Here is a 20,854-nt window from a genome sequence, read left to right as displayed (position 1 = left end):
ACCGTCAGATCGCATGAGCATAACTCGCAAACAATGGGTGTGGGTCGGCGCAAGCGTGGTCATCACCGCATTCGTGATCGTGTATTTGCTGCGTCTCACCTATTTGACCGTTGCCGTTTCGGAGTGGGAGGTTCCTCCGACCTCCTCAATTCCCCTCCCTCAGGGAAGCGAGATTGTTGCGGTCGACGAAAAGTGCGCCTCGGGCGGCTGCTGGTCTCTGGTCTCGGTGCGTCCGCCCGAGGGCATGACCCCGGGCGAGCTCTCAAACGAGCTGGGGACATCGCCGCGAGAATACATCTCGGGCTCGTTCTGGAATCCGCTCACCATCGAGCTAAGTTCCGAAACTCAGGGTCCGCTTCTCATTGTCACCGCCGGCTTCGCTCCGGACAACTACATCCCCTGAGCCCTGCCCACCTAACTCCCGAACAGGTCGCTCGCGACGGTCTTATGCACCGACTCCGGGTTCGAGGGGTGGTAGATCCCGGCGAGCACATCGCGTTGCAAGCGCGAGAGTTCGCTTGTGCTGCGGAAGGCTCCTCCCCCGGCCGAGCGCATGACCTGGTCGACAACGTGGCGTGCGGTTTCGATGCTGCGGTGCTTCACACCGGCCAGTTTGCGGAACCACCCAGCCCCGTGATCCACGAGCGCATCAACGTCATCGACAATGCCGTGCAGTTGGGGTTCGATCGCATCGAGCGCGAGGGCGGCATCCGCCATCCGCCAGCGCAGATCCGGATGCTCGGAGTACGCGGCACCGGTGATGGCCGAGCTGCGCTGCTGGAGTGCTTCGACACCGAGCTCGAGCGCGCGGTCAGCAAGCCCCGCGTACACGGAGGCGATGAGCGGCAAAAAGTTGGCGAAGACCGCGAAGATGAAGGGATCGGCGTTGGGGCCGACGGGCAGCACCCGGGCGACCCGGTTCGCGGGAACGAAGGCGCCATCCAACACCGTCGTGTGGCTTTGGGTGGCGCGCATGCCGAGGGTGTCCCAGTCCTCGAGGGAGCGCCAACCGGGTGCCGAGCGTTCGATGAAACCGTGCACGAGAGTTTCAGTTCCATCGTCGGCGGTGTGCTTGCCGAAGAGGCCGAGCTGGGTCCACGCCGGCGATAGCGACGTGAAGATTTTGGTGCCCGTAAATGCGTAACCGCCTTCGACGGTTTCGGCGGTGGTGAGCGAGTCCCACATGACGAGATCGTTGCCGGGTTCGCTCAGGCCGAAGGCGAAGATTTCACCGGCTTCGGCATCCGCCAACAGCCAGTCGAGGCTGGAGTCGCCGCGTTCGCGCAGCGCCCAGGCGACGCCGATCCAGACGAGGTGCATGTTGATGGCGAGCGCCGTAGCGGGAGCGTAGGCGGCAAGCAGGCGCTGGTCATCCGAGAGCTCACGCAGACTGCGCGGCTTCAGGTAGCCGACGGCACGCAGCTCTTGCAGGTCTTCGGTGAAGAAGATGTTCTCGTGGTCGTAGCGTTCGGCGCGGGAGCGGATGCGGTTGAGCAGTGCTGGGGTGAGTACCGTCATGGGTTCACGCTACCGCGCGAACCGGAGCATCACAGTGGTTTACGAATTCACGGAAGGCGAAGTGACATTCATCGCCAAGTTTTTCGCCGCCGGGGCAAGGCGATCGTCGTTAGTCCACAACTCGTCACACCCATGCATTTGGGCGGCGGCGAGGTGAAGCGCATCTGGCGTTTTAAGACCATAGCGGGCTCGAAGCTCAGCCGCTCTCATGTAGTGCTCGGCCTCCAGCGGAAGCGGTTTGAAGTTGCTGAGCGCTCGGAGGTAGTGGTCGTGGAGACCGAAGTTTTCGTCGCGAAGTGGTCCGACGAGACATTCGAGAGTGACAAGGGGGCTCACTGCGACAACTGCATCGGCAGCGTCAGTAAGTCTCTGACGCACTGCGTTGCCACGCGGCCCGTCATCTTCCACAGCGTAAATCACAATGCAGGAGTCGAGGTAGATCACTCCCAGCCCTCACGCTCGGCTGCAATCTGGCGGTCAAGTTCATCTGCGGCGCGCGCCGGGTGGCTAGGAACTGGGTTACGGGTAAGCCATTCTGCAGCTTGCGCCGCAGTGTGCTCGGAGACGATCTCGACGGCAGGTACCAGCCGCGCGACCGGCTTGCCGCGCTTGGCAATAACCACTTCGTCACCATCGCTCACCGCCGCCACCAGCCGGGACAGCGTATTGCGCGCTTCAAGGATGTTCACAAGTCTCAATTGACACCTCCACCATTATGGCTAGCTTTCCTAGCCATAATACGCTGGTGTGAACTTGGGCTCAATAACCCCCAAGGCGCAACGTCGCTTTGGGGCTTCCCTCCTGCAGGCAAGCCGTCGTCCGAGCGGTCGATGGCCTGCGGAATGTCGTCGGGCACCTATTTTTCGACTGCCACCGTGACATCGATAGCCTCTGGGTCAACATCGAGCCAGAGACCGATAATTTGGCGGGCTACCGTTGTGCACTCTGTGACGCTCCGCGCTTGGCCGACGGTGTCGAGTTCAGGCGCCTCAATGAGCCACCAATCGCCGTCCTTGCGAGCGGTTGCTACGTAGGACTGTTTAGTGGGCGTCATGGGTTTTCTCCTATCGCGCTCGGCGCTATGCCTAGCTCGCTAGCGACAAGATTTCGGGGAGAGGCTTCTGGCGCTCAACCCACAGGTCGTACGCGGTCTGCATGCCGAGCCACAGCTCAGCGCTGGTGCCGAGCAGAATTCCGAGGCGCACCGCCATATCCGCGGTCACGGACGCATGACCATTACGGATGCGCGACAGGGTCGCCCGCGTGACGCCGAGTCGGCGGGCAGCTTCAGCGAGGCTGACGTCGCCGAGGTAGTCCTCCAGCAACATGCCGGGGTGGGGTGGGTTGTGCATGCTCATCGTTGCTGCTCCGTTCTAGTGATAATCGAGGTAGTCCAGAAGATAAACGTCGGTACCTTCAAATCTGAAAACCATCCTCCAGTTACCGCTCACCCAAATTGCATAGTGACCGGCGACATCGCGTCCCCTAGCTGTTGAGCCGCTGAGCGAGTGCGGTTTCCACACCGCGGGGATGTCGTCGACCGACTGAGCATTATCGAGCACTGCGAGCTGTCTCTGAAGTTTGTTCGCGTGATCTGGCCGTATCCCCGACTTCTTTCCTGTCGCGAAGAACGTTTCGAGACCTTTGTGGCGAAACGACTTGATCACAGCTTCAACCGTACAGCGACGCTATACGTATAGCAAGGGCATACACATGATTGTTGGAGTGATCGATCGTGGGCGGAGTCCAGCGCAACTGTTGCTTCGGCACGGTTCTGCATAGCTGCCAGTGGGCTCCTGTCGCCGCGTTGTTCAGCGCATTGCGCGCGTCCAAGGGCTTAGGGAACAGCTCGCGACTGCTGAGGAACAGAGGCAGTTCGATCAAGGGGCGTAGTTCGGAAGGAGAGGCCCCACACCTTTTCCTGCGACCAACACCTCGCCTTCGTCGCGACAAGCGTGCCTACCGGTCTGTTCCGCGGCCCTGCCAAATCGAGCCCAACAAATAGCTCCTGAGCGCGCCGGTCTCGGAGTCCCACGCAAGCCTTATCTTCGTCACCTGCCCCGCCTTCACCTGACGCGAATGGGTGCGTGTAGGGGTGCGGAAGCTCAACTCCCCGTCAGCGTGGCTCGGAAAATCTAGAGTTTCGAGTCGACTCACGTTTCCGACTTCGACTCCATCCCATAGGACCCTGACTCCGGGGTTCACAGCGAATTCCTCCAGATAGCCATGTACCTCTACCCTCGACTTCGCGGACGCAAGAGCCTCCGGTCCCCAGCCTTCTGCTGTCGGAACTTCCGTAGATTTTTGTACCCAACTGGTCGGTGACAGCGAAACATCGCGAGCATCTCGCGGAGTCGAAGATGCAGCGCGCTGCATCAACGACTCGACGTGTTTAGAAGCTGCCTCACGCGCAGCATCGGCTTGTTCGCGCGCCTCCCTCTTGGAAGCCAACGCGAAAAAGGCATATGAAGCCCCAAAACCGAACCCGTCACCGAAGCACCCGCGGAAGAAACCAACACTGTGCAGCGCTGGGCGGACGACACCTTCGGCACCTTCGACCCCGTCACTCAGTCAGGCACCGGCGACCTGCTCGTCAACACCATCGGCCCCTACAGCGGCATCAGCGTGTACGGCTTCAACTCCTTCACCGATGCCACCACCCTCGAAGTCAAAGCCGACGGAAACTGGACCATCACCATCACACCCATCTCCACTGCTCCCGCCCTCGCGACATCGGGAACTGGCGACGGCGTGTATCTGTTCGACGGCCCGGCCGGAAAACTCACCGCAACTCACGACGGCTCAAGCAACTTCGTCGTGCTCGAAGAGACCGGCGAAACCTTCTCGGTAGGACTCCTCGTCAACGAAATCGGAGCCTACAGCGGAACCGTGCCGCTGAGCTCAGGCCCCTCCGTGATCAGCGTGCAAGCTGACGGCAACTGGACGCTACTCGCCGAGTAACCCGACGGCGCGCGAAGGCAGTGTGGGGCGAGACGATTGCCGTCTCGCCCCACAACTCTGACGTGAATTCGCTCACGCGAAAGCTAAGGCGCCATCACAGACAGCACGTTTCCCGCCGGATCCATGAACCAGGCGATCTCTGGCCCGTGCCCACGCATGATCCCGTTCTCGTCAGTGTTCAGATCGCCTTCGTGCCCAGAGTCGTCATAGATCTTCGTGCGGACCCCGAGTTTGTTCAACTGGTCAACGGCAGCCTCAACATCATCAACCACAAAATTGAGCATCGTATAGCTAGCGGGTTGATGATCCGTCTTGGGATAGACGATCAACTGTGCACCACCAGGCACCGTGATCAGCAGTGTTCCCATCTCGCCATCGACCACGGTCAAGCCCAGAGTCTCACCGTAAAAAGTCTTCGCTGCATCAAGATCATCCACACTAAAACCAGATAGCGCGAGTGTCGGAGAGAACATGATTGGCCTGCTTTCGTTGAGGGAGTTCACGCGTGAACATTCCATACCCATCGAAGCCCCGGTGCAACCAGTTTGCCTAAGCCGCCGCCAAACGCACCGGCAAAACTCGCGTCACCACCTCAGTCAGGGTGAGATCGCCAATCAGAGGATTGTTGTGCTCAACGATCGCGAGCTGCACCCGATGGGGGTGGTGTCGGTGCTTCCTGACCGGATGACTCCTCGTCGTTCGCCTGCTCAATCGCGGCGGCGAGCTCATCCTTGTACATCAGGTCCTTCGTGAAGTTGCCCATACGGTACGCGGCCCGCGCGACAATATGGGCCGAGATCGGCACAGTGATCAGTTGGAACACGATAACGGGGATCAGCATCAAGAGAACTGACCAACTGCGTGCCGACAGCGCGAGTGCGATAACCACCAGAACGAGGCCGAGCACTTGGGGCTTGGTTGAGGCGTGCAACCTGCTCGGGGCATCGGGGAAGCGTACGAGTCCGACACCAGCGGCGAGGGTGAGGATGCCACCAAACAGGAGCAAAATTGCCGCGATCAGGTCGGGGACGGTATCAGTCGTCATCGGAGCCCTCCCCGTGCGCAGCCGAAGCCGTGGAGGTGCCGATCGCGTTTGCCGCAATCCGGGCAGACGAATCGCTGGCGTCTTGCTTCGAAACGTAGCGGGAGACGGCGATCGTCGCAAAAATCGCGGTCGCCGCGAGGGCGAGCACGACCGGAATGGTGCGCGTATGGCCGTTGATCACCATGTCGGCTCCCACCGCCAGCATGAGTGTCGTTAGCAGAACGTCGGATGCGATCATCCGGTCGAGAATTGTGGGCCCCCGAAGCACGCGGTACAGGGCTAGCAGCGCGCCAATGGCAAACAGCGCTACGGCCACCCCCTGAAGTATGGGAATCATCGCGAACCTCCCGCTCGGTCGCTCGACGGGCTCGAGTGTCGTTCGCGCTCGTCGAGGGCGGCGACCGTTCTGCAATTGGAGACATCCTCCGGGGATCCGAGCGCCCGCACGAGGGAGCGCTCGAAAGAATGGACGGAACGTCGCAGTGCGTTCACTGCCACCTCATCCGTGGTGTTGAGAGCGTGCAGGTACAACACGGATTGTTGACGATCCACCTCAAGGACTAAGGAGCCGGGAATAAGCGTGACCGAGATCGCGGTGAGGGTCATGATGATGTCGGAGCGCGTCACCAGTTGCACCGCAATGACCGAGTTGCCCGTAACCCCGCTCGGGGAGAACGCCCGCAACGCAACGTTGACCGAACCGACAACGAGTTCGCCCAGAAAGCGAACCAGGTAAACGGCGAACCAGAACGGGTTGAAGCGACCGGAGAGCTGCACGGGCGGCAAGTAGAGCACGGTCGTCACAACGAGTGCGATCACGACCCCGCTCGTCACGCTGAGCACGCTGACGGTCCCCCAGAGCAGCATCCACAGGGCAACGAGCACGAGGATCAGCGGCAGCTGTTGCCAGAGTCGCCAGCGAAGCTGCCGTTTCGTCAGCGGATCGCTCGTCTCGGGTGCAGAATCACTCATTGTCACCGCCCGGGAAAACAATGCCAATATACGTGCGCGGCCCTTGCAGGTTCTGGCCAGCACGGTCGCTGAAGCTATAGAGCGGCCCCGCGAAAACGGTGAGGGCAAGGCTGACCAGCACCATAATGCCGGTCGCCACCACCATCAGTGTTGGCGCTCGCCGGGCAGCGCGTACCTTCGTTGAACCCGGCGCTTCGGAGACGTTATCGAGCAGCGGCGATTCGTACCCCTGAACGTCTTTCACCGGCCTCCAGAAAGCCATATTCCACACCCGCGCGAGGGCATAAAGAGTGAGGAGCGAGACGAGGGCCCCGGCCGCGATGAGCACATAACCGAGAGGCGTGCCCTGCTGTGCCGTCGCCTCGAAGAGTCCGAGCTTGCCAATAAATCCGGAGAAGGGTGGGATGCCCCCGAGATTGAGTGCGGGAACAAGGAACATCACGGCCACCAGCGGCGCGGCCTTCAGTAGACCACCCAACTTCGTAATGGATGTCGTGCCTCCGATGCGTTCGATGAGTCCAGCACCGAGGAACAGGGTCGTCTGCACGATGATGTGGTGCACGATGTAGTAGATCGCTGCAGCGGTTCCGGCCGCGGTCCCCAGTGATATCCCGAGGATCATGTAACCGATGTGGCTCACGAGGGTGAACGACAGCAGTCGTTTGATGTCCGCCTGCGCGACCGCTCCGAGCACGCCAACAACCATCGTGAGCAGCGCAACCACCATGAGTGCTGTGTTGAGTTCTGGGCCGGGGAACATGATTGTCTCGGTGCGGATGATCGCGTAGACACCCACCTTCGTGAGAAGGCCCGCGAACACAGCGGTCACCGGTGCCGGAGCCGTTGGGTAGGAGTCGGGAAGCCAGAACGACAGCGGGAAGATGGCCGCTTTGATACCGAAAGCGATGAGAAGCATCACATGCAGCACAATCTGCACATCGAGCGGAATCTGCTCCATCCGTAGTGAGATTTGCGCGATATTGACGGTGCCCACCGCGCCGTAAATCATCGCAATAGCGGCCAAGAAGAAGAACGACGATACAAGGCTGACCACTACGTAGGTGGTTCCTGCTCGGATGCGTTCCTGCGTTCCCCCGAGAGTGATCAGCACATAGCTGGCGACTAGGAGAATCTCGAAGCCGACGTACAGATTGAAAAGGTCCCCGGCGATGAAGGCATTGAAAACGCCGGCCGCAAGAATCAGGTAGGTCGGATAGTAGATCGACACGGGGGTTTCGTTGTCACTGTCAGCGAGACCCTGCCCGAGGGAGAAGACGAGCACTGCGAGCAACACGATCGCGGACACGACAACCATCAGCGCCGAAAGGCGGTCAACGACGAGCACAATGCCGAAAGGGCTCGCCCAGCCGCCGACCTCCATCGCGAGCGATCGTTCAGCGTCCACCACCGAAATGAGAACGATGCCGATAGCGAGCACAACGACGAGGGCGCCAATAGCGATGACACGCTGTGCCTTGGGTCGTTTGCCGAGGATGAGAGTCAGCGCAGCACTCACGAGCGGGATCAAGACGACGAGAGGAACGAGGGCGTTCATGAGTCACCCCGATCTGTCGTTATTGTCAACTGTTCTATCTCAACGGCCGCTGCCTGCGCATCCGCTTCTTCAATATCGCGCATCTCTGCGCCATCGTCGTCAGCATCGCTGCCGGAGGTTGCGTCTGCGGGGTTCTCCCCCGGAACGCCGAGGCTCGTGCGGAGCGCGATATCTTCCTCGTCGTCTTGGAGGGTGTCACCCTGCGCGAGTCGCCAGGCCCGGTAGATGAGCGCAAGCAAGAACGCCGACACCCCGAAGGTAATGACGATGGCCGTGAGAATGAGGGCCTGAGGCAGAGGGTCAGTCATGTCTTCGGCGGGGATTCCGCCTCCGACGATCGGTGCGACGCCAACCTTGCCCGCCATGATGAGCAGAAGCAGGTTGGTGGCGTTGCCGACGAGCAGGAACCCGAGCAGCACCCTAGTGACGCTGCGCTCGAGCATGAGAGAGATCCCGCACGCGTACAGCACCGCCATGACGATGATGGGGATGAGTGCAATCGTCACGACGGCACCCCCTCTGAGTCGCTGTCGCGCTTCGCCGTCGTACCGACATTGTCTTCCTCATATTGCCGGTCAACCTCTGCCCCGAGGCTGCGCAGCACATCGAGCACGAGTCCAATGACGACAAGATACACACCGATATCGAAGATGGTGGATGTCACGAACTCGACATGACCAAAGATGCCGAATTCACCTTCGAACAGGGTCGAGGAGAGCGCGTCACGACCAAATAGCAGTGGTGCGATCGCCGTTCCGACGGCGAGGACGAGGCCAGCACCGAGAACTTTGCCAGCGTCCAAGGGTGCGGCAGCACCGAGTTCGTATCTACCCCCGGCGAGGAATCGAGCCACCAGTGCCATGCCGGCGACGATTCCCCCGGCGAAGCCTCCTCCTGGCGCGTTGTGGCCGGAAAGAAGCAGGTAGATCGAGAGCACGATGATGGAGTGGAACAGCAGCCGCACGACCACCTCGAGGAGAATGGAACGGTTGAGAGCAGCGAGCGCCCCACCGGCGAGCAACCACGAGCCACGATCGTCATTGCTGGGATCGCTGGCGTTTCGCAGTGTGGCGCGTCCGGTCAGTTGAGCTTCCCGCCGCCCAACTTTCGGAAGATTGTCGACGCCTCGGCCACTGATGAATACGAGGCTTGCCACCCCCGTCGCGGCGGCGATGATGACTGAGAGCTCTCCCATCGTGTCCCACCCCCGGATATCGACGAGTGCGACGTTGACCACATTGCGTCCGTGGCCTTCGTTGAAGGCGAGAGCTGGCCACTCGAGCGAGATGGGGAGTTGAGTTCTGACCCCGGTGGCGACGAAAGCAACAACGCCCATGATCATTCCAACGGCAACACCGATAGTTATCCGGAGACCACGTTTCGCAGAACCGTGGGCGGTGCCGAGCCTGGCCGGCAATCGTCGCAAAACGAGGACGAAAGCGATGAGGGTGACTATTTCAACGAGCACCTGGGTAAGAGCGAGGTCGGGGGCGCCCTGCAGCGCGAAGAGTGCCGCCATCCCCATACCGGTCACGCCAACAAGCACCGCCGCCTGGAACCGTTTCTTCGCTCGCGTCACGGCAATCGCCGCAATCACCATGATGAGGCCGATGATGGCCTGCACGGGGTAATCCCAGAGCCGGAGAGACCCGGTCCAGGTGCGGTTGAATGCGAGCGAAGTGCCCACGGCAAAGACAAATACGGCCAAGATGATGCCCAGGTAAAAGGGGAGGGAGCCGCGCTGGGTCAGCCCGGTTGTGCGTGCCGCGGTGCGATCGATCGCACGCATGACAGCGTTGTATCCAGCGGATGCCGAGTAGCCGGTCGCGATGCGCTTCTGCAGGCCAGCGACCCGGATTCGGGCGAAAAACAGCGCTGCACCTGCCACTAGCGTGAATGCCGAGAAGGCCAAAGCTGGCTCAAATCCATGCCACAGAGCGAGATGGTATGTCTCGGCGCTTCCCGCTGTCGGGTATGTCTCGAAGAGCGCCGGATAGCCCGCGATGAAGTGGTCGACGACGGGTGCCGCGAGCCCAAGCACGAGCCCCGTCAGCGCGAGTATGACTGGTGCACCCCAAAACAGCGGACGCTCCTGAACTGGTCCGATTCGTTCGACACCCGGCTTGGTGGCGAAGGCACCCCACATAAACCGAGCGCAATACGCCACCGTTAGCGCCGATGCGAGCACCACGCCAACGAGCGCAACCCACCCGAGGGCGTCACCGCTCTCGGCATCGGTGAGGAGAGCAGTGAATGCCGCCTCTTTCGCGACGTAGCCGATCGTCGGTGGAAGCCCGACCATTGATGCGAGCGCGAGCGCACTTATGACAGCAAGAACGGGGGCGCGCCGGCCGAGGCCAGAGAGCTTGCGCAGGTCGCGGGTTCCGGTGCGGTGGTCGATGATCCCAATGGCCAGAAACAGGGTGGATTTATAGAGAGCATGGGCGAGGAGCAGGGCGATACCAGCGAGAGCGGCATCCTGTGTTCCGTATCCAACGATGACGAAAAGGAAGCCAAGCTGGCTAACGGTGCTCCAGGCGAGGACGAGTTTGAGGTCGTTCTGTTTGAGTGCATTCCACCCGCCAAGCAGCATTGTCGTGAGGCCGAGTATGACGATGACTTCGCGCCAGCCAGGTGTCTCTGCAAATCCTGGGGCGAACCGCGCAACCAGATAGATACCTGCCTTGACCATGGCCGCAGCGTGCAGGTAGGCGCTCACTGGGGTCGGTGCCGCCATCGCTGCTGGCAGCCAGAACTGGAACGGCACGATAGCCGATTTGGATGCTGCGCCCACGAGCACAAGCATGATCGCGACAGTGGCGATGGTGCCAGACGGGCTCTCAGCGATGATCCCGGAAAGGCTAGATGTGCCCGTCTCCACCGAGAGCAGCACGAGACCCACGAGCATCACGAGCCCACCGAGGGTGGTGACCAGCAGGGCTTGGAGGGCCGCCCCTCTACTGGCCCTATTGCCGGTGTAGTGGCCGATCAGAAGGTAGGAGAGCACGCTCGTCGCCTCCCAAAAGACGAAGAGTAGGTACACGTCGTCGGCGAGCACCAGTCCATACATCGCCCCAGCGAACGCGAGCAGTAGGCCCGCAAATCGGCCGAGGGCGACTTCGTCGTTTTCGAAGTACCGTGCACCGTAGATGAGCACGAGGGCGCCAACTCCGGTTACGACGAGGGTGAGCAGCCACGAGAGCGTATCCATGCGCATCGAGATTGAGAGACCGAGTTCGGGGATCCAGTCAACGTTCTGCGCGATAGTTGCGCCGGCAACAACGCGCGGCCCGTCTACGAGCGCTGCAACGAAGGCGGCGAGCGGCACGAGCGCTGCAACGAAAAACACTTGGCGACCGAGCCAGCGCGTGAGGGTCGGCATGAGAACCGCCCCGGCACCGAAAGCTGCGAGGAGAGCGAGCATCGGGCCTCCACGGCATTGATCGGTCGTTCAGAACGGCTCCGGCGGCGGAGCAACCGGGCGGAAAGAGAAGGCAACAACCCACACATTGCCCACCCCTATTCTAAGGGGGAGGCTCACAGATTGGCGGGCTCCCGCAATGGTTGCGATCATGCAAAGACTTCACTCAGGGGTGCTGGTCATCCGCTGACCCTCGGCGAAAAGAGTCACAACAAGCAAAAGCACGGCAACGCCGGTAATCGCGACAACTACACCGATGGCGCCGAGCACTGTCGCCGAGAAAGGTAGTGCCAGGATGACCGTGATCGCACCGACCGATGCCGACCGAGGAATGGAGACGCGCTCCACCATGGGTGCATGAACGAGCCACAACAGAAGGATGATTACAGCACCAGGAATTGCCAGTGAGAATCCCACCACGAGCCCGCTCGACTCCACTTTTCCGTTGATGCTGCGAACGGCAACCTCGAGTCCTGCGCCTACCGCTGCCAGTGCCGCATAGAGAAAGTAGTGGCCATAGCTCCACAGGTGGGATCGTTCTCGACGACTCACGAGGCCTTCTGCTGCGGGTTCCGAGAAATAGAGCCACCAGAGGGTGAAGAGCAACACGAGCCCGGCGATCGCGGCTGTCAACAACTCCGGGGAGAGTGCACTCTTCAGCGACTCCTGCACAGCAACCGTCACGGCCAAAACACTTTCACCGAGCAGGATGATCGTGAACAGGCCATAGCGTTCCGCAACATGGTGTGGATGCCACGACAACTGTGAAGCCCGATCAGCCCACGGAGAGACGCACAGTTCACCAATCGCGAGAATGACAAAACTCGCAACAGCAAACTCGTCTGGCAATAAAAGCCGAAACAGCCATCCAATCTGGAGAACGGCAATGCCGGTGGCGTAGCGTGCAGCCGTTGCTCGAGTCTCCGGGTCGTCCTTAATCGCACGCAGCAACGTTCCGAGCAGTCCTAGGCGCATCACCAGGTAACCAATAGTGATCGCAGTGAAGTTGCCATCCTCGAACGCACTCGGCACCCCGGCGGCGAGCACAAGCACCCCACCCATCTGCACCATCGTGAAGAGTCGATACAGGGTGTCATCGGTGTCATAGGCCGACGCCAACCACGTGAACTGATTCCAGGCCCACCAGATGGCAAAGAACACCATGAGGAACGGCACGATCGCCTCCCCCGCATGGCCCACCTCGATCGCGTGCGTCAGCTGTTTCACGAGTGACGCGATCGAGACCACGAAGGTGAGGTCGAACAGCAGTTCTAGCGGTGTTGAGGCACGGTGTTGTTCCTCAATGTCACGGGCGCGCATCCGAACTCGAAGAGCATTCATGACTGTGACTGTAGCGAAATGCTTCGTCACCGAGCAGACTGCAGAACAACTGGGTCAGTGCGAGACAATGGGTCAATGCGAAGCCAACGATCCAGCGATGTCCTCATGAAGCTCATGAACGGTGTGCACCGTGCGGCACTCGCGATCTCTGGTGGTCGCCTCGGCTGGACCCTCGGCAGCATGCCCGCACTTGAATTGCACACCACGGGGCGGGTATCGGGCGCGCAACGGTCGACCATGCTCACAGCTCCCGTGCATGGCGACGGACGCTGGATCATCGTGGCGTCAAAGGGCGGCGACGATCGTGACCCGCTCTGGTACCGCAATCTGCAGGCGACTCCGGATGCCGCAATCACCGTTCGTGGACGCACAGTGAATGTGCACACCCATACCGCCAGCCCCGCCGAAAAGGCAGAACTGTGGCCGCAGATTGTGGCAGCGAATTCGCGGTATGCGGAGTATCAGACCAAGACGACGCGCGACATCCCCGTGGTGATCTGCGAAGAGTACTGAAGACGCAGCTCAGCGCCTCGCGGCACCGCAGCTCGCTGGCGGCGACCCTCGCTATTCGGCGTCTGCCGGGTAATGAAATACATCGTCGAGCCCGGAGTCAAAGATGCGCGAAATCTGAAATGCCAGTTCGAGCGTTGGCGAATACTTGCCCTGCTCGATCGCGATGAGCGTCTGACGCGTCACCCCGATGCGGCGGGCGAGTTCGGCCTGCGTCAGCCCTTTTGCTTCACGAAGAGCCCGGATGTTGTTGGCGACTTTGGTCGGTTTGACCATCAGGCGAGTCCGCGGCGGTAGGCAATCACTGAGGCAATGCCGCCGACAATGGCGGACAGCGCGAAGCCGAGGAACATCGTATTCGCGATCCAGAAAGTGTCTGCTTCGAAGGCGCACAGGACGATAACCCCGAGTCCGCCGATCACCATGAAGGATTGGCCGACGCGATCACCCATGCGCGAAATGTCGCGGTCGCGTTGGTCAGATTTTCCTACGCCGTCTGGGTCAAACATTCCAGCAATGATGCCCCACAGCACGCTAATGACGATCGTGGCCACGATGCTGATGCCGATGGTCCAGGCCATGATGGGCCACCACTCCACGTCAGTGAGGGGCCCAGCGTTCGCAGTCTGAAGGACTGTGATCACGTAGCCGATCGTGGTGATGAGCGCGACGACGAGTCCCGACCATTTGTTTCGCTCTTCGTAGACCATGCCAACCTCCGGTGTAAATAATTCTTGACATTACGAGTATGCGGGCTTTACCTTCAAGTGTCAATAATCTTTTACATCAATTTCGGAGGAAGAAATGCTCTCACTCACCCGCACCGCCAGACTCACGGGCGCCGCCTACTTCGGCCTTGCCCTCACCGGACTGCTCGGCTACCTGGTGATTCGGCCACAATTACAGACCGCGGATGACCCAGCTGCAACGGTCGCGAACATTCTAGAGAACAGCGCGCTCGCCCACCTCAGCGTCGGCCTCGAACTGCTCGTCGTGATCACCCAGGCACTCGCAGCACTCGGCTTCTACGCCATCTTCCGAAACGAGCGCCCAGTTACCGCCTACGGTGTCGCCACCTTCGGAATGATGAATGCCGCAGCGATTCTGGTGAGCGCCGCGATGCTGTCAAGCGCAGTCAGCGTCGCCACCACCCCGGGACTCGCTCCCGCCGGTGACGCCGCCGGAACCGTCGCGCTGCTGTACTCACTCTCCGACTCGCTCTGGGCGGCCGGGGGCATCTTCTTCGGGCTGTGGCTGATCCCGATGGGCTGGTTCATGATCTCCACGAAACGGATGCCGCGCATCCTTGGCATCATCCTCATCGTCGGCGGAATCGGCTACGTGCTCAGCACCGTGCTCGCCGCCGCAATCGACACTTTCCCGACCGTCATCGCCGATGTGCTCGTGCTCCCGGCGACAGTCGGCGAACTGTGGACCGTCGGATACCTGCTCATTCGAGGCATCCGCCCGGCACAGAAGTCAGAGACGACGCCGGCGACGGCAGCGACGGCAATGTCAACGAAAACGACAGCCGCTACGCCCCGCTAGCGAAAACACGAATGGCCCGCGCTCGACGCGCAGGCCATTCGTTCTGTTCAGTGCGCCAAGCGCATCTCGCCGTTTAGCGGCGAAGTCAGAGGTACCGTGCCGCTAGCGGCGAAGTTCTAGGGTGCAGCATTTGACGCCGCCACCACCCAGCAGCAGCTCCGACAGGTCGACCCCGATGGGGTTGTAGCCGCGCTCTTTGAGTTGACGCTCGAAGTCTTTGGCGCGGGCGGCGATGACGACGTTGTAGCCGTCGCTGTAGGAGTTGAGTCCGAGCACTGCCGCATCCTCTTCAGTGGCGAGGATGGCGTCGGGATACAGCGCACGGAGTTTCTCGAGGGAGGGCTCATCGAAGGCGCTCTCCAAGTAGGCGATGTTGGTCTCGTCAAGCTTCGCAATCGCAGTGTCTACGTGGTAGAAGCTGGGGTTAATGAGGTTGAGGGAGACAACGTTGCGGCCGGAGATTTCAGCGAGTTCTCGGTGGCTTTCGACTGAGGTGCGGAAGCCCATACCTGCAAGGATGTTGTCGCCGACAAGGAGGAAGTCGCCCTCACCCTCATTAACGTTCTCGGGGGAAGCTACGTCGAAGCCGTTGGCGCCAAACCAGTCCATGTAGGCGGGGCCTTCGGCCTTGCGCTCGTCGTAGGTGAAGAGGGCGCCGTAGGCTTTGCCGTCAATCACGAATCCGCCGTTTGCGGCGTAGACCATGTCGGGCAGGCCGTCGATGGGGTCAATGAGCTCAACGGTGAAGCCAAGGTCAATGTAGGTGTCGTAGAGCGTCTGCCACTGCTTGACAGCGAGGCTGGTGTCTGTGGGATCGTTGGGGTTCATCCACGGGTTGATGCTGTACGTGACCGTAAAGAAGTCGGGACGGCACATCAGCACGGTCTTCGCGGTGGCCTGGCGTGCAGGCGTGGTCGATGAGGTGTCAGTGATCGTCATAGCTCCAGTGTTTCACGCACCTATCCGCAATGTCTCGGCAATATGCGCACTAATTCGGCGCAAAGGCTGGTCAACGCACAATATATCGCCGTAGACTGTCCGAATGGACAAGTTGGACGCTGGAATCATCGACATGCTCCGCCTCAACGCCCGTGCGGGCTATGGAGATATCGGTGAAGCTGTAGGACTTTCCGCCTCCGCAGTTAAACGTCGCGTTGACCGGCTCGTCTCTACCGGCGTGATTCGCAGTTTCACCATTCAGGTAGATCCAGCCGTAGACGGCATGGGAACAGAAGCCTATGTTGAACTTTTTTGCCGCGGCAATGTCGCTCCGCACGAACTCAAGCGAATCCTGAGCGCCATCCCCGAAGTGGTGGATGCCGGAACCGTCAGTGGGTCGGCCGACGCTGTCGTTCATATGCGCTCGCGCGACATCCACTCGCTAGAGGTCGCCCTTGAACGCCTGCGAACCGCCACGAACATCGACAACACCCGCAGCTCGATTGTGTTGTCCCGCCTCATTCACCGCCGCTACGAATAACTAAACCGCGACAACCGGCTCGCTGCCCAGCTGCGCGAACCGTGCTGTTTTGCGCAGTTAAAGCCGTCTTTCGCAACGAATTCCGTTCTGTAACACGAACATAACCATGCATACCGTTGCATCTTGCCCCGTTTTCCGATTGACTACATCACTAGTCGTGAATCAGTTTTCACGAACTCGGAGGTGCGTACAACGTGACGGTTTCAGCTCAGAACATCGGGTCCGAAAGCTCAACGGCAGAGAGCACCAACGTCGAAACAGGGAGCACCGAAGAGCCAGAAGGCTCGGTCGTTCTCGAGGGTGTGACCAAGAAGTTTGGCGGCGCAATAGCCGTAGACGACATCAGTCTGCACGTGCGGCCAGGGGAGTTCCTGTCCCTGCTCGGTCCTTCCGGTTGCGGAAAGACCACGACGTTGCGGATGCTCGCCGGCTTTGAAGAGCCAACCGAGGGGCGCATCCGAATTTCTGGTCAGGATGTTGTCGGAATTCCGCCACATAAGCGCAACGTCAACACGGTTTTTCAGGCCTACGCGCTCTTTCCACACATGAGCGTTGCCGAGAATGTGTCTTACGGTCTGCGCCAAAAGGGAATCGCTAAGGCGGAGATCCGCGAGCGCGTCACCGAATCGCTTGACCTCGTGCAAATGCGGTCATTTGCTGACCGAAAACCCACTCAACTGTCTGGTGGCCAGCAACAGCGCATCGCGTTAGCTCGAGCACTGATCAACAATCCTTCCGTGCTGCTGCTCGATGAGCCGCTCGGCGCTCTCGACCGCCAGCTTCGTGAAGAGATGCAGATTGAGCTCAAGCTTCTGCAGTCGCGGCTGGGGATCACTTTTATCTTTGTCACCCACGATCAGGGCGAGGCCCTCTCCATGAGTGACCGCATCGCCATCATGCGCAAAGGCCGCATCGAGCAGTTGGATGACGCGGATTCGATCTACGACAACCCGGCGAGCGCCTACGTTGCCGGCTTCATTGGTCAGCAGAACTTCATCCCGGGAACGGTGTCGACCAATACGGCCGTTATGGAGTCACGCTTTGGAATTCTGAACGCGGCAACCCCTCATCCTGAACTTGATGCGGGGTCCGACGCGCAAGCAGCGGTGCGGCCAGAAGCGGTCACAGTCACTGCAACAAATTCGGCCGGCGCGGAAGTGTCCAGCGCTGCGGTGAACGAGATTGCTGGAGAAGTAATCGGCGTCTCCCATCAGGGTGAGACGCTTCAGTTCTTGATATCGATCGGTCACGGCCAGACGCTCCTCTCGCGCATTCCGCGACCCAACGCCCCTCGACTCGCCGTCGGCGACACCGTCGTCTGCGCTTGGGAGTCGGCGAGCGTTCACCTTTTCCCGAGCGAGCAGGCGACCGAGGCCCAGGCCGACATCGCCCGCGCGGTCTCCAATCCAGCCCCACCCACCAGTTCGATCGCCCTTTAGAAGGAGCAGCCTGATGTCACACGAAACCCCTATTCGCATTCTCGCCTCGACCTCGGCAACCAAGATCATCAAGTCGGAACTCAACCGGCGCCGTTTTCTTGCCCTCTCCGGCACCGCAGCCGGCGCGGCGTTGCTCGCCGCCTGCACCCCGCAATCTGGTGCTGGCTCGTCGCCGCAAGCCAGCGGTGGCGCACTCGAAAGTGGCCTGTCGATCTACAGTTGGGGTGACTACGACGACCCCGACGTGGTCTCCGAGTTCTCAAGCGAACTCGGCCCAACAATCACCTTCGACTCATTTGCTTCCAATGAAGAATTGATTTCCAAGCTCATCGCGGCCCGCGGCACCAGCGGCTACGACATTGTGGTCCCCACCGGCCCATTCATTCCTCAGATGATCGAGAACGGCCTGCTGAGCAAGCTCAACCTTGATCTGATTCCCAACATTGCCGACATGGACCCCGATTTCCTGGGCCGTGATTGGGATCCCAACAACGAGTACTCCATCTGCAAGGCCTGGGGAACCACGGGGTACGTTTACGACAAAACCAAAATCAGTCGTGAGCTCACCACGTGGGCAGACTTCATCGATGCTGCGCAGAACGAAGCCAGCGGTAAGACCTCGGTGCTCGACGACCCCTCCCCCTTGCTGGGCATTTACTACTGGGCCAACGGAATCGACTGGAACACCACCGACGAGGCAAACTTGGCCGCGGCAGAAGAGTTCCTCACCACGCAGCTCGCTCCCCACATTTCGGCCTTCGACTCCTACCCGGGTGGTGCGGCTATTCCTCAAGCGCAGCAGATCCTCATGCAGTCTTGGAACGGTGACGCTCGCATCGGAATCATGGAGAGTGACGAGCCCGACCGCTGGCAGTGGGTGCTCGGCTCCCCCGATACCGAGCTGTGGATGGACAACTGGGCTATCGCGGAGGGCGCGACCAACCCCGAGGCTGCTCACGCTTTCATTAACTATGTGCTCGCGCCCGAGAAGGCCTTGCGCGAGCTTGATTACATCGGGTACCACACCGGTGGTGCCGGCATCGAAGAAGCGGCACGTGCTGCCGATCTGGAAATGCTTGACTTGGTTTTCTTCGATGAAGAACAGGTCAAGACAATGCACACGGGGAAGCTCACCGAAGCACAGCAGCGCATTGTTGAGATCTGGGACAAGACCAAGGCTGCTGCTGGCGCTTAGCCATTGCAGCTAGTCGAGAGTAAACAATGACCGTCACCGTTGAGGACCGCGCCGCCCCAGAACTTGGGGCACGCGCGCCTCACGCGCGCCCGCGCCGCCGATTGACATTGCCGGGGTTCGCCCTCGCAATTCCTGCGTGGGCGTGGCTGTTCGCCTTCTTCGTCGCGCCCGTCGCGCTTGTTGTGTGGTTCAGTTTCGGATACAAGCCCGGCATTTTTGGCACCCACGCTAATGATGTGCTCTCGCTAGATCGCTACGCTGAAGCGCTCTCCCCGACGTTCTTCGCTACTTTCCAAAACACGCTGTGGGTGGGAGTTGTTGGCACGCTTATCTGCTTGGCGATCGCCATCCCCTTCTCCTATTGGCTCGCCTTCAAGGCCCCGGTGGCTCGCCGCGGAATCCTCTTAGCCATGGTGATGATTCCGTTCTGGACAAACTTTCTGGTGCGCACTATTGGCTGGCAAATCATCCTCGCCCCGAGCGGATTGCTCTCCAACGCCCTCCAGTCGATCGGCGTGCTCGATCAACCACTCGAAATCCTCTTCACTCGCACGGCAGTGCTGATCGGTGTGGTCTACAACTACATCCCATTGATGATCTTGCCGATGTTTGTAGCGTTTGATCGGGTGTCGTTGCCTATGCGTGAGGCGAGCAAAGACCTCGGCGCGGGGCGATGGTCCACCTTCCTCAATGTCACTCTGCCTCTGGCAAAGCCGGGCATTATCGTCGGCATCTTGCTCGTCTACATCCCGCTCATGGGCGACTACATCACCGCGACCGTGCTGGGTGGAGCCAAGGGAAATATGGCCGGCCAAATGGTCGCCAACCAGTTCCAGACCGCACAAAACTGGGCGTTGGGCTCGGCAATGGCAGTTGTGCTGGTGTTGACAATCCTCACGACCGTGCTCATCGCCGCGCTCCTTTCATGGTTGGCAACCTGGCCGCTCAGGAGTCGTAATCGTCTCGTGTTGGGAGACAAATAATGAACCGGCTATCGCTCACCGACATTTCTCTCAAGGTGTGGGCAGTCCTCGTTTTCGGGTTCCTGTTTGCCCCCATCGCCATCATCATCATCTATTCCTTCAACGAGGGCCGACTGCTCGTAGCGTGGAATGAGTTCGGGTTTGGCTCCTTCGCCACGATCGTCACGAAGCCCGCCATCACGGATGCCGTGATGGTGTCGATACAGACCGGCTTTATCGCGGCCCTGATTGCGACAGCCCTCGGCACCATGGCCGGAGTCGCGTTGGCGCGCCGGGCCGGCAAGTGGGCGCCAGCGTTCTTGCTTCTGCTCATCCTTGTCACGGTCACGCCCGAAATTGTGGATGCCGTCTCGCTCTTGCCGTGGATGGTTTTTCTCGGTCAGGATGTCGGCCTCAGCATCTTCGACAACGGCATTGTCAGACTCGTCGTCGGTCATTCCCTGTTCTCGACCGCAGTCGTGGCGTATATCGTGCGCTCGCGCCTGATCGGTATCGATGAAAGCTTGGAAGAGGCAGCAGCTGACCTGTATGCGCCTCCGTTCAGACGTTTCACGCAAATCACCCTTCCGTTGGTGATGCCTGCCGTGCTCGCTGGTGGGCTTCTCTCGTTCACGTTGAGTCTCGACAACACGATCGTGTCGGCGTTCGTGCAGGTTTCAGGCACCACCCCGTGGCCCGTTTATGTACTCAGCGCGGTGCGAAGCGGGTTGCGACCAGAAATCGCGGCCGTCTCCACGATCATGCTGCTTCTCACCCTGGCTGCGCTGGGGTTGGTGGCCTACGTCCTGCGTCGGGCCGGCGACTCCGCGACCGACATCGCTAAGACCGTTGGCGGCGGCTAGACCGTCACCGCTCTCCAAACACCAGACCGCTAAGGGAAGTGCAC

26 protein-coding genes are annotated in these 20,854 nt (G+C 60.4%); 9 read left to right on the top strand and 17 right to left on the bottom strand.

Annotation, left to right across the window (positions count from 1 at the left end):
- Positions 1–13 precede the first annotated feature (13 nt).
- The gene (locus ACOH1Z_RS08615; protein ID WP_449648031.1) at positions 14–403 is read left to right on the top strand and encodes a hypothetical protein; all 390 of its coding nucleotides are present in this window, start codon (positions 14–16) and stop codon (positions 401–403) included.
- A gap of 11 nt (positions 404–414) precedes the next feature.
- On the opposite strand, the gene ACOH1Z_RS08610 is transcribed toward ACOH1Z_RS08615, so the two are convergent.
- The 6 genes from ACOH1Z_RS08610 to ACOH1Z_RS08585 all read right to left on the bottom strand — a co-directional run bounded on the left by ACOH1Z_RS08610 (position 415) and on the right by ACOH1Z_RS08585 (position 3,185).
- Positions 415–1,518, bottom strand: a complete 1,104-nt coding sequence (locus ACOH1Z_RS08610) for an acyl-CoA dehydrogenase family protein (RefSeq protein WP_449648030.1) — start codon at positions 1,516–1,518, stop codon at positions 415–417.
- Positions 1,519–1,557: 39 nt separating this feature from the next.
- A complete protein-coding gene (locus ACOH1Z_RS08605) occupies positions 1,558–1,962 on the bottom strand; it encodes a type II toxin-antitoxin system VapC family toxin (protein ID WP_449648029.1) in 405 nt (134 codons plus the stop codon).
- Positions 1,959–2,207, bottom strand: coding sequence for a type II toxin-antitoxin system Phd/YefM family antitoxin (locus tag ACOH1Z_RS08600; RefSeq protein ID WP_449648215.1), 249 nt, complete (start codon positions 2,205–2,207; stop codon positions 1,959–1,961). The genes ACOH1Z_RS08605 and ACOH1Z_RS08600 overlap by 4 nt, the downstream gene beginning before the upstream one ends.
- 167 nt (positions 2,208–2,374) lie before the next feature.
- Entirely contained in the window at positions 2,375–2,572 is a 198-nt protein-coding gene (locus ACOH1Z_RS08595; protein ID WP_449648028.1) for a hypothetical protein, read from the bottom strand.
- Positions 2,573–2,603: 31 nt separating this feature from the next.
- Positions 2,604–2,876, bottom strand: coding sequence for a HigA family addiction module antitoxin (locus tag ACOH1Z_RS08590; RefSeq protein ID WP_449648027.1), 273 nt, complete (start codon positions 2,874–2,876; stop codon positions 2,604–2,606).
- A gap of 15 nt (positions 2,877–2,891) precedes the next feature.
- Entirely contained in the window at positions 2,892–3,185 is a 294-nt protein-coding gene (locus ACOH1Z_RS08585) for a type II toxin-antitoxin system RelE/ParE family toxin (RefSeq protein ID WP_449648026.1), read from the bottom strand.
- Between the two features lie 853 nt (positions 3,186–4,038).
- On the opposite strand from ACOH1Z_RS08585, the gene ACOH1Z_RS08580 reads away from it, so the two are divergent.
- Entirely contained in the window at positions 4,039–4,479 is a 441-nt protein-coding gene (locus tag ACOH1Z_RS08580; RefSeq protein ID WP_449648025.1) for a hypothetical protein, read from the top strand.
- Between the two features lie 83 nt (positions 4,480–4,562).
- On the opposite strand, the gene ACOH1Z_RS08575 is transcribed toward ACOH1Z_RS08580, so the two are convergent.
- From ACOH1Z_RS08575 to ACOH1Z_RS08540, 8 genes are all read right to left on the bottom strand, one after another.
- Complete coding sequence (locus ACOH1Z_RS08575; RefSeq protein WP_449648024.1) at positions 4,563–4,952, bottom strand: VOC family protein; 390 nt, start codon at positions 4,950–4,952, stop codon at positions 4,563–4,565.
- 158 nt (positions 4,953–5,110) lie between these two features.
- A complete protein-coding gene (mnhG, locus tag ACOH1Z_RS08570) occupies positions 5,111–5,524 on the bottom strand; it encodes a monovalent cation/H(+) antiporter subunit G (protein WP_449648023.1) in 414 nt (137 codons plus the stop codon).
- Positions 5,514–5,861 carry an MrpF/PhaF family protein gene (locus ACOH1Z_RS08565; protein ID WP_449648022.1) on the bottom strand — a complete coding sequence of 116 codons (348 nt, stop codon included), beginning with the start codon at positions 5,859–5,861 and terminating at the stop codon, positions 5,514–5,516. Before ACOH1Z_RS08565 ends, mnhG begins: the two co-directional genes overlap by 11 nt.
- Positions 5,858–6,496, bottom strand: a complete 639-nt coding sequence (locus ACOH1Z_RS08560) for a Na+/H+ antiporter subunit E (RefSeq protein ID WP_449648021.1) — start codon at positions 6,494–6,496, stop codon at positions 5,858–5,860. The genes ACOH1Z_RS08565 and ACOH1Z_RS08560 overlap by 4 nt, the downstream gene beginning before the upstream one ends.
- The gene (locus ACOH1Z_RS08555) at positions 6,489–8,051 is read right to left on the bottom strand and encodes a Na+/H+ antiporter subunit D (protein WP_449648020.1); all 1,563 of its coding nucleotides are present in this window, start codon (positions 8,049–8,051) and stop codon (positions 6,489–6,491) included. Before ACOH1Z_RS08555 ends, ACOH1Z_RS08560 begins: the two co-directional genes overlap by 8 nt.
- Positions 8,048–8,557: a Na(+)/H(+) antiporter subunit C gene (locus ACOH1Z_RS08550; protein ID WP_449648019.1), complete on the bottom strand. Its 510-nt coding sequence runs from the start codon at positions 8,555–8,557 to the stop codon at positions 8,048–8,050. Before ACOH1Z_RS08550 ends, ACOH1Z_RS08555 begins: the two co-directional genes overlap by 4 nt.
- Positions 8,554–11,475: a Na+/H+ antiporter subunit A gene (locus tag ACOH1Z_RS08545; protein WP_449648018.1), complete on the bottom strand. Its 2,922-nt coding sequence runs from the start codon at positions 11,473–11,475 to the stop codon at positions 8,554–8,556. The genes ACOH1Z_RS08550 and ACOH1Z_RS08545 overlap by 4 nt, the downstream gene beginning before the upstream one ends.
- Positions 11,476–11,634: 159 nt before the next feature.
- The gene (locus tag ACOH1Z_RS08540) at positions 11,635–12,813 is read right to left on the bottom strand and encodes a low temperature requirement protein A (RefSeq protein ID WP_449648017.1); all 1,179 of its coding nucleotides are present in this window, start codon (positions 12,811–12,813) and stop codon (positions 11,635–11,637) included.
- Between the two features lie 75 nt (positions 12,814–12,888).
- Here ACOH1Z_RS08540 and ACOH1Z_RS08535 point away from each other — a divergent pair, with 75 nt between their 5' ends.
- A complete protein-coding gene (locus ACOH1Z_RS08535) occupies positions 12,889–13,326 on the top strand; it encodes a nitroreductase/quinone reductase family protein (protein ID WP_449648016.1) in 438 nt (145 codons plus the stop codon).
- A gap of 51 nt (positions 13,327–13,377) precedes the next feature.
- Here the strand turns inward: ACOH1Z_RS08535 and ACOH1Z_RS08530 are convergent, their stop codons facing one another.
- Positions 13,378–13,599 (bottom strand): helix-turn-helix transcriptional regulator, encoded by a 222-nt coding sequence (locus tag ACOH1Z_RS08530; protein WP_449648015.1) that lies wholly within the window; start codon positions 13,597–13,599, stop codon positions 13,378–13,380.
- Entirely contained in the window at positions 13,599–14,033 is a 435-nt protein-coding gene (locus tag ACOH1Z_RS08525) for a hypothetical protein (RefSeq protein WP_449648014.1), read from the bottom strand. Before ACOH1Z_RS08525 ends, ACOH1Z_RS08530 begins: the two co-directional genes overlap by 1 nt.
- A 94-nt stretch (positions 14,034–14,127) precedes the next feature.
- On the opposite strand from ACOH1Z_RS08525, the gene ACOH1Z_RS08520 reads away from it, so the two are divergent.
- Positions 14,128–14,871: a DUF4386 domain-containing protein gene (locus tag ACOH1Z_RS08520; RefSeq protein ID WP_449648013.1), complete on the top strand. Its 744-nt coding sequence runs from the start codon at positions 14,128–14,130 to the stop codon at positions 14,869–14,871.
- Positions 14,872–14,973: 102 nt separating this feature from the next.
- On the opposite strand, the gene ddaH is transcribed toward ACOH1Z_RS08520, so the two are convergent.
- The gene (ddaH, locus tag ACOH1Z_RS08515) at positions 14,974–15,810 is read right to left on the bottom strand and encodes a dimethylargininase (RefSeq protein ID WP_449648012.1); all 837 of its coding nucleotides are present in this window, start codon (positions 15,808–15,810) and stop codon (positions 14,974–14,976) included.
- A gap of 103 nt (positions 15,811–15,913) precedes the next feature.
- Between ddaH and ACOH1Z_RS08510 the strand changes: the two genes are divergently transcribed.
- The 5 genes from ACOH1Z_RS08510 (at position 15,914) to ACOH1Z_RS08490 (ending at position 20,810) form a co-directional block, all read left to right on the top strand.
- The gene (locus tag ACOH1Z_RS08510) at positions 15,914–16,351 is read left to right on the top strand and encodes an Lrp/AsnC family transcriptional regulator (protein ID WP_449648011.1); all 438 of its coding nucleotides are present in this window, start codon (positions 15,914–15,916) and stop codon (positions 16,349–16,351) included.
- Positions 16,352–16,545: 194 nt separating this feature from the next.
- Entirely contained in the window at positions 16,546–17,790 is a 1,245-nt protein-coding gene (locus tag ACOH1Z_RS08505) for an ABC transporter ATP-binding protein (RefSeq protein ID WP_449648010.1), read from the top strand.
- A gap of 13 nt (positions 17,791–17,803) precedes the next feature.
- A complete protein-coding gene (locus ACOH1Z_RS08500) occupies positions 17,804–18,985 on the top strand; it encodes a polyamine ABC transporter substrate-binding protein (RefSeq protein WP_449648009.1) in 1,182 nt (393 codons plus the stop codon).
- Positions 18,986–19,011: 26 nt separating this feature from the next.
- Positions 19,012–19,968, top strand: a complete 957-nt coding sequence (locus tag ACOH1Z_RS08495; protein WP_449648008.1) for an ABC transporter permease — start codon at positions 19,012–19,014, stop codon at positions 19,966–19,968.
- Positions 19,968–20,810, top strand: a complete 843-nt coding sequence (locus ACOH1Z_RS08490; protein WP_449648007.1) for an ABC transporter permease — start codon at positions 19,968–19,970, stop codon at positions 20,808–20,810. Before ACOH1Z_RS08495 ends, ACOH1Z_RS08490 begins: the two co-directional genes overlap by 1 nt.
- Positions 20,811–20,854 lie beyond the last annotated feature (44 nt).

It is taken from the genome of Rhodoglobus sp. (genome assembly GCF_053580035.1).
This window is presented reverse-complemented; position numbering and strand designations above follow the sequence as displayed.